We start from the raw sequence: 6,506 nt of genomic DNA on the forward strand, positions 1-6,506 counted from the left end.
GTCGTCGGCGGTCGCGCCCTGGGCGCCGAACCCGGGGGCGAGCACCGGTCCGTTGAGCCCGTCGAGCCGGATCTCGGCCGGTCCGACCGTGGCGCCCACGACCACGCCGATGTCGCCCAGTGGCACCGCGCCCGCGTTGAGCCGGGCCGCCTCGTCCACGATGGACTGTGCGACATGGTGCCGGTGCGCGGTTTCCGCGCGCTGCACCGAGGCTCCCTCCGGATTGGACGTCCGGGCGAGCACGAACAGCCCGCGCCCGCTGTCGCGCGCAGCGTGCAGCGCGGGCTCCAGCGAGCCGAAGCCGAGGTACGGCGACACCGTGATCGCGTCGGCCGCGAGTGGTGCCCCGTCGGTGAGATACGCCCGGGCGTAGGCGGTCATCGTGGAGCCGATGTCCCCGCGTTTGACGTCGAGCAGCACGAGCGCCCCCGCCTGCCGGGCGCGCGCGCACACGCGCTCCAGCACGGCGATCCCGGCCGCCCCGTGGCTCTCGAAGAAGGCGGACTGGGGTTTGAGCACCGCGACGTGCCCGGCGAGTGCCTCGGTGGCCGTGAGCGCGAACCGCTCCAGCCCGGCGGCGTCGTCCTCGAGCCCCCAGTCCCGCAGCAACCCGGGGTGCGGGTCGATCCCCACGCACAGCGGCCCCCGCACCCGCACGGCCGCCCGCAACCGCTCCCCGAACGACTCACCCACGCGCCGCACCTCCCGCCCGGCAGGCAGGGTGGGCCGTGAGGGGCACATTCACTGCGTCGGGCGCAGTGAATGTGCCCCTCACGCCACCACACGCAGCGGGAGTGCCCTTCACGGCAACCCGCACGGTCACGGGGTGGCTCCCTCGCGGAGGTGGTGGCGCAGGGACTGGAGGGGGCGGACGCCGATGTCGCCGCGGATGAGGGCCTCGATGCCGTGCACGGCCGCGGCGGCGCCCTGCACCGTGGTCACACACGGCACCCCGCGGGAGACGGCCGCGGTGCGGATCTCGTAGCCGTCCACCCGCGGGCCGCTGTTGCCGTACGGCGTGTTGATCACCATGTCCACCGCGCCGTCCCGGATCAGCTCCACGACGTTCGGCTCGGAGTCGGTGCTGCCCTGGTAGTGCTTGCGCACCACGGAGCAGGAGATGCCGTTGCGGCGCAGCACCTCGGCCGTCCCGGAGGTCGCCAGCACCGCGAACCCGAGGTCGGCCAGCCGCTTGACCGGGAACACCAGGGAGCGCTTGTCCCGGTTGGCCACCGACACGAACACCGTGCCCCGCGTCGGCAGCGACCCGTAGGCGCCCGCCTGCGACTTGGCGTAGGCCTCCCCGAAGGACAGGTCGACGCCCATCACCTCACCGGTGGACTTCATCTCCGGACCCAGCAGCGAGTCCACGCCGTGCCCCTCGGGGGTGCGGAACCGGTGGAACGGCAGCACCGCCTCCTTCACCGCGACCGGCGAACCCAGGGGCAGCCCGCCGCCGTCCCCGTGGGCGGGCAGCACGCCCTGCTCGCGCAGGTCGGCGAGGGACGACCCGGTCATCACCAGGGCCGCCGCCTTCGCCAGCGGCACCGAGGTGGCCTTGGACACGAACGGCACCGTGCGCGAGGCGCGGGGGTTGGCCTCGATGACGTACAGGACGTCGTCCTTGAGCGCGTACTGCACGTTCAGCAGCCCGCGCACCCCGACCCCGCGGGCCAGCGCCTCGGTGGAGGAGCGCACCGCCTCCAGGTCGGTGTGCCCGAGCGTGATCGGGGGCAGCGCGCACGCCGAGTCGCCGGAGTGCACCCCGGCCTCCTCGATGTGTTCCATCACGCCGCCGAGGTAGAGCTCCTCGCCGTCGAAGAGGGCGTCGACGTCGATCTCGATCGCGTCGTCCAGGAACCGGTCCACCAGCACCGGGTGTTCCGGGGTGACCTCGGTCGCGCGCTGGATGTAGTTCTCCAGCGACGCCTCGTCGTAGACGATCTCCATGCCCCGGCCGCCGAGCACGTAGGACGGCCGCACCAGCACCGGGTAGCCGATGTCGTCGGCGATGCGCCGGGCCCCGTCGAACGAGGTCGCCGTGCCGTACTTCGGCGCGGGCAGCCCCGCCGCGGCCAGCACGTCGCCGAACGCGCCCCGCTCCTCGGCCTGGTGGATCGCCTCCGGCGGGGTGCCCACCACGGGCACCCCGGCGTCGGCGAGCCGCTGCGCCAGCCCCAGTGGCGTCTGCCCGCCGAGCTGCACGATCACCCCGGCGACCTCGCCGGAGGCCTGTTCGGCGTGCACGACCTCCAGCACGTCCTCGAACGTCAGCGGTTCGAAGTACAGCCGGTCGGAGGTGTCGTAGTCGGTGGAGACCGTCTCCGGGTTGCAGTTGACCATCACGGTCTCGAACCCGGCCTCGCGCAGGGCGAGCGCGGCGTGCACGCACGAGTAGTCGAACTCGATGCCCTGCCCGATCCGGTTCGGCCCGGAGCCGAGGATCAGCACCTTGGGCCGGTCCGTCTGGGCGACGACCTCGGACTCCGCCGCGGGGTCCCGTTCGTAGGCCGAGTAGTGGTACGGGGTGCGGGCCTCGAACTCGGCGGCGCAGGTGTCCACGGTCTTGAACACCGGGCGGACGCCGAGCCGGTGGCGCAGCGCCCGCACGCCGTCCTCACCCGCCAGCTCGGGCCGCAGCGCGGCGATCTGCCGGTCGGACAGGCCGATCCGCTTGGCCCGGCGCAGCAGTCCGGTCTCCAGGACCGGCGCCTCGGCCACCTCGGTGCCGACCTCCCCGATCAGCGCGATCTGGTCGAGGAACCACGGGTCGATCCCGCTGGCCTCGTGCACCTGCTCCGGGGTGGCACCCAGTCGCAGCGCCCGCTCGGCGGTGTAGAGCCTGCCCTCGTGCCCGGTGCGCAACCACTCCAGGGTGGTGGCGAGGTCGGCACCCTCCGGGTCGGGCCGGGTCCAGAACCCGACCGCCTTGGTCTCCAGCGACCGCATCGCCTTGTTCAACGCCTCGGTGAAGCTGCGGCCCAGCGACATGGCCTCGCCGACGCTCTTCATCGTGGTGGTCAGGCCGGGGTCGGCGCCGGGGAACTTCTCGAAGGCGAACCGCGGCGTCTTGACCACCACGTAGTCGAGCGTGGGCTCGAACGACGCCGGGGTCTCGCCGGTGATGTCGTTGCTGATCTCGTCGAGGGTGTAGCCGATGGCCAGCCGCGCGGCGATCTTGGCGATCGGGAAGCCGGTGGCCTTCGACGCCAGCGCCGAGGACCGGGACACCCGGGGGTTCATCTCGATGACGACCATGCGCCCGTCCGCGGGGTTGACCGCGAACTGGATGTTGCAACCGCCGGTGTCCACCCCAACCTCGCGCAGCACCGCGATGCCGACGTCGCGCATGTGCTGGTACTCGCGGTCGGTCAGCGTCATCGAGGGCGCCACCGTCACCGAGTCGCCGGTGTGCACGCCCATCGGGTCGACGTTCTCGATCGAGCACACGACCACCACGTTGTCGTGCCGGTCGCGCATGAGCTCGAGCTCGTACTCCTTCCAGCCGAGCACGCTCTCCTCGATCAGCACCTCGGTGACCGGGCTCTCCTCCAACCCGAGCGAGGCCATCCGCTCCAGCTCGTCGGGGGTGTGCGCCATGCCGGAGCCCAGCCCGCCCATCGTGAACGACGGCCGGATGACCACCGGCAGGCCCAGTTCGGCCACGACCTCGCGGACCTCGTCCATCGAGTGGCACACCGCGCTGCGCGGCACCCCGCCGCCCACCGAGGCGGCGATGTCCTTGAACTTCTGCCGGTCCTCGCCCCGCTGGATCGCGTCGACGTCGGCACCGATCAGTTCGACGCCGTACTTCTCCAGCACCCCGCGCTCGTACAGGTCCACCGCGCAGTTCAGCGCGGTCTGCCCGCCGAGGGTGGCCAGCAGGCAGTCCACCGGGCGGCCCTGCTCCTGCTCGGCGGCCAGCACCTTCTCGACGAAGTCGGGGGTGACCGGTTCCACGTAGGTGGAGTCGGCGAACTCGGGGTCGGTCATGATCGTAGCCGGGTTCGAGTTGACCAGACTCACCCGCATCCCCTCGGCGCGCAGGACACGGCACGCCTGGGTTCCGGAGTAGTCGAACTCGGCGGCCTGGCCGATCACGATCGGCCCCGACCCGATGACGAGCACGTGCTCCAGGTCAGTGCGTTTGGGCATGGCGGGCCTCCATCAGCGTCACGAACTCGTCGAACAGCGGCGCCGCGTCGTGCGGGCCCGCCGCGGCCTCCGGGTGGTACTGCACGGAGAACGCGGGCACGTCGGAGCAGCGCAGCCCCTCCACGGTCCCGTCGTTGGCGCAGTGGTGGCTCACCCGGGCCGTGCCGAACGGTGAGTCGAAGCGTTGTCCGGGCTCGCCCTCCAGGGCGAAGCCGTGGTTCTGGGCGGTGATCGCGACCCGCCCGGTGGCGGCGTCGAGCACCGGGATGTTGATGCCCCGGTGGCCGAACCGCATCTTGTACGTGCCCAGTCCGAGGGCGCGGCCGAGGATCTGGTTGCCGAAGCAGATGCCGAACAGCGGGATCTCCCGGCCGAGCACCTGCCGGGTCAGTTCGATCGCCGCGGTCTGGGTCTCCGGGTCACCGGGGCCGTTGGACAGGAACACCCCGTCCGGGGCGACGGCGAGGACGTCGTCCACCGTGCTGCCCGAGGGCAGGACGTGCAGCTCGACGCCCCGCTCGGCGAGCTGGCGCGGGGTGTTCGTCTTGATGCCGAGGTCGAGCGCGGCGACCCGGAAGCGGGTCGCGCCGCGGGCGGGCACCACGTAGCTCTCCGCCGTGCTGACCTCGCCCGCCAGGTCGGCGCCCTTCATCGGTGCGCTCGCGCGCACCGCCTCCAGCATGGCCTCGTCGGTGACGAGGGCATCGCCGGAGAACACGCCCGCGCGCATGGCGCCGTGCTCCCGGATGTGCCGGGTCAGGGTGCGGGTGTCCACTTCGGCGATGCCCACGACCCCCTGGGCGGCGAGTGCGTCGTCGAGCGAGCGGGTGGACCGCCAGTTCGACGGCATCCGCGCCGGGTCGCGCACCACGTAGCCGGCGACCCGGATCCGGTCGGACTCGTCGTCCTCGTCGTTCCAGCCGGTGTTGCCGATCTGCGGTGCCGTCTGCACCACGATCTGCCGGTGGTACGAGGGGTCGGTCAGGGTCTCCTGGTAGCCGGTCATGCCGGTGGTGAACACGACCTCGCCGAGGGTGCGTCCACGGGCCCCGTAGGCGGCGCCCCGGAAGATCCGGCCGTCCTCCAGCACGAGCGCGGCGTCGGTGGTTGCGACGGTCATACCTGGGCACCTCCCGTGACCCGGTCGATCCAGTGCGGGTAGGCGGCGAGATCGTCGCCGCGCAGGCCGGTGTCCAGGACGACGCCGTCCAGGCGCCAGGTGAACACCAGCAGGCTGTCGGTGCCCATCACCTTGCCCGCCATTCCTTTCGCTGTCGTGACGTCGACGACGTCGGCACGCGGGATCCAGAATCCCGGTGCCCCGCGTCGGTCGACCTCGATGCCGTCGGGGTACAGGCGCAGGGTCGCGGGACCACGCATCCCCGCGCCGCGGGTGACGACCCGGTCCTGCCAGTGCCCCGAGCGGGTGGTGCTGACGTAGATCCCGCTGGTGGTCAGCAGCGGCTCACCCGGATCGGAGGGCACCTCCGGGAACGGGGGGATGCGCACGCTCTGCGTGCGGGCCTGCCGCCGCCAGCCGCGCCACATGCCGTACAAACACAGGGCGAAGAACGCGAAAACCAGCAGCGTCAGTGCGATTCTGTCCATGACCCGATCCCGTCCATTACACAGTCTTCCCTTCGCGCGAGGTGAGACGCCCGCGCAGCAGCGTGGCCCGCACCACGCCGGGCAGCCGCAGCCCCTCGTACGGGGTGTTCGCGGCCACACTGGCCAACTCCGCCCCGTGCACGGTCCACTCGGCGTTCCCGTCCACCAGGGCCAGGTTCGCCGGTTCCCCCACCGACAGCGGCCTGCCCTGGTCCGGCAGGCCCGCGATCTCCGCGGGGCGTTCGCTCAGCACCCGCGCCACACCGCGCCAGTCGAGCAGTCCGGTGCGCACCATCGTGTGCGTCACCACCGACAGCGCCGTCTGCAGCCCCAGCATTCCCGGCGGGGCGGCGGCCCACTCGCGGTCCTTGTCCTGCACCGCGTGCGGGGCGTGGTCGGTGGCCACGCAGTCCAGCACGCCGTCGGCCAGCGCCTGCCGCAGACGGGTGGTGTCCGCGTCGGTGCGCAGCGGCGGGTTGACCTTGTTCACCGGGTCGTGGGTGTTCAGCCGTTCGTCGGTGAGCAGCAGGTGGTGCGGGGTGACCTCGGCCGACACCGCCGTGCCCAGGCCCTTCGCCCAGTCCAGGACGTCCACGGTACCCGTGGCCGAGACGTGGCAGACGTGCAGCCGCGCCCCCGCGTGCCGGGCGAGGACACAGTCGCGGGCCACCACCGACTCCTCCGCGGACGGCGGCCATCCGGTGTAGCCGAGCCGCGCCGCCCGCTCGCCCTCGTGCGCCTGC

The 6,506-nt window shown here is 72.3% G+C and carries 5 protein-coding genes; all 5 read right to left on the bottom strand.

Translation table 11 applies throughout. From position 1 onward, the window contains the following. A partial coding sequence (gene pyrF, locus ACTIR_RS26455; protein ID WP_052583791.1) for an orotidine-5'-phosphate decarboxylase occupies positions 1-741 on the bottom strand: 741 nt, incomplete at its 3' end. Between the two features lie 78 nt (positions 742-819). Further along, entirely contained in the window at positions 820-4,155 is a 3,336-nt protein-coding gene (gene carB / locus ACTIR_RS0108775) for a carbamoyl-phosphate synthase large subunit (RefSeq protein ID WP_026453979.1), read from the bottom strand. Then, positions 4,139-5,275, bottom strand: coding sequence for a glutamine-hydrolyzing carbamoyl-phosphate synthase small subunit (gene carA, locus ACTIR_RS0108780; RefSeq protein ID WP_026453980.1), 1,137 nt, complete (start codon positions 5,273-5,275; stop codon positions 4,139-4,141). Before carA ends, carB begins: the two co-directional genes overlap by 17 nt. After that, positions 5,272-5,763, bottom strand: coding sequence for a PH-like domain-containing protein (locus ACTIR_RS0108785; protein ID WP_026453981.1), 492 nt, complete (start codon positions 5,761-5,763; stop codon positions 5,272-5,274). Before ACTIR_RS0108785 ends, carA begins: the two co-directional genes overlap by 4 nt. 16 nt (positions 5,764-5,779) lie before the next feature. Next, positions 5,780-6,506 (bottom strand): dihydroorotase (locus tag ACTIR_RS22445; RefSeq protein WP_034239153.1); only part of this gene is annotated, 727 nt, incomplete at its 5' end.

Source organism: Saccharomonospora iraqiensis subsp. iraqiensis, assembly GCF_000430445.1.
GTDB classification, from domain to species: domain Bacteria; phylum Actinomycetota; class Actinomycetes; order Mycobacteriales; family Pseudonocardiaceae; genus Saccharomonospora; species Saccharomonospora iraqiensis.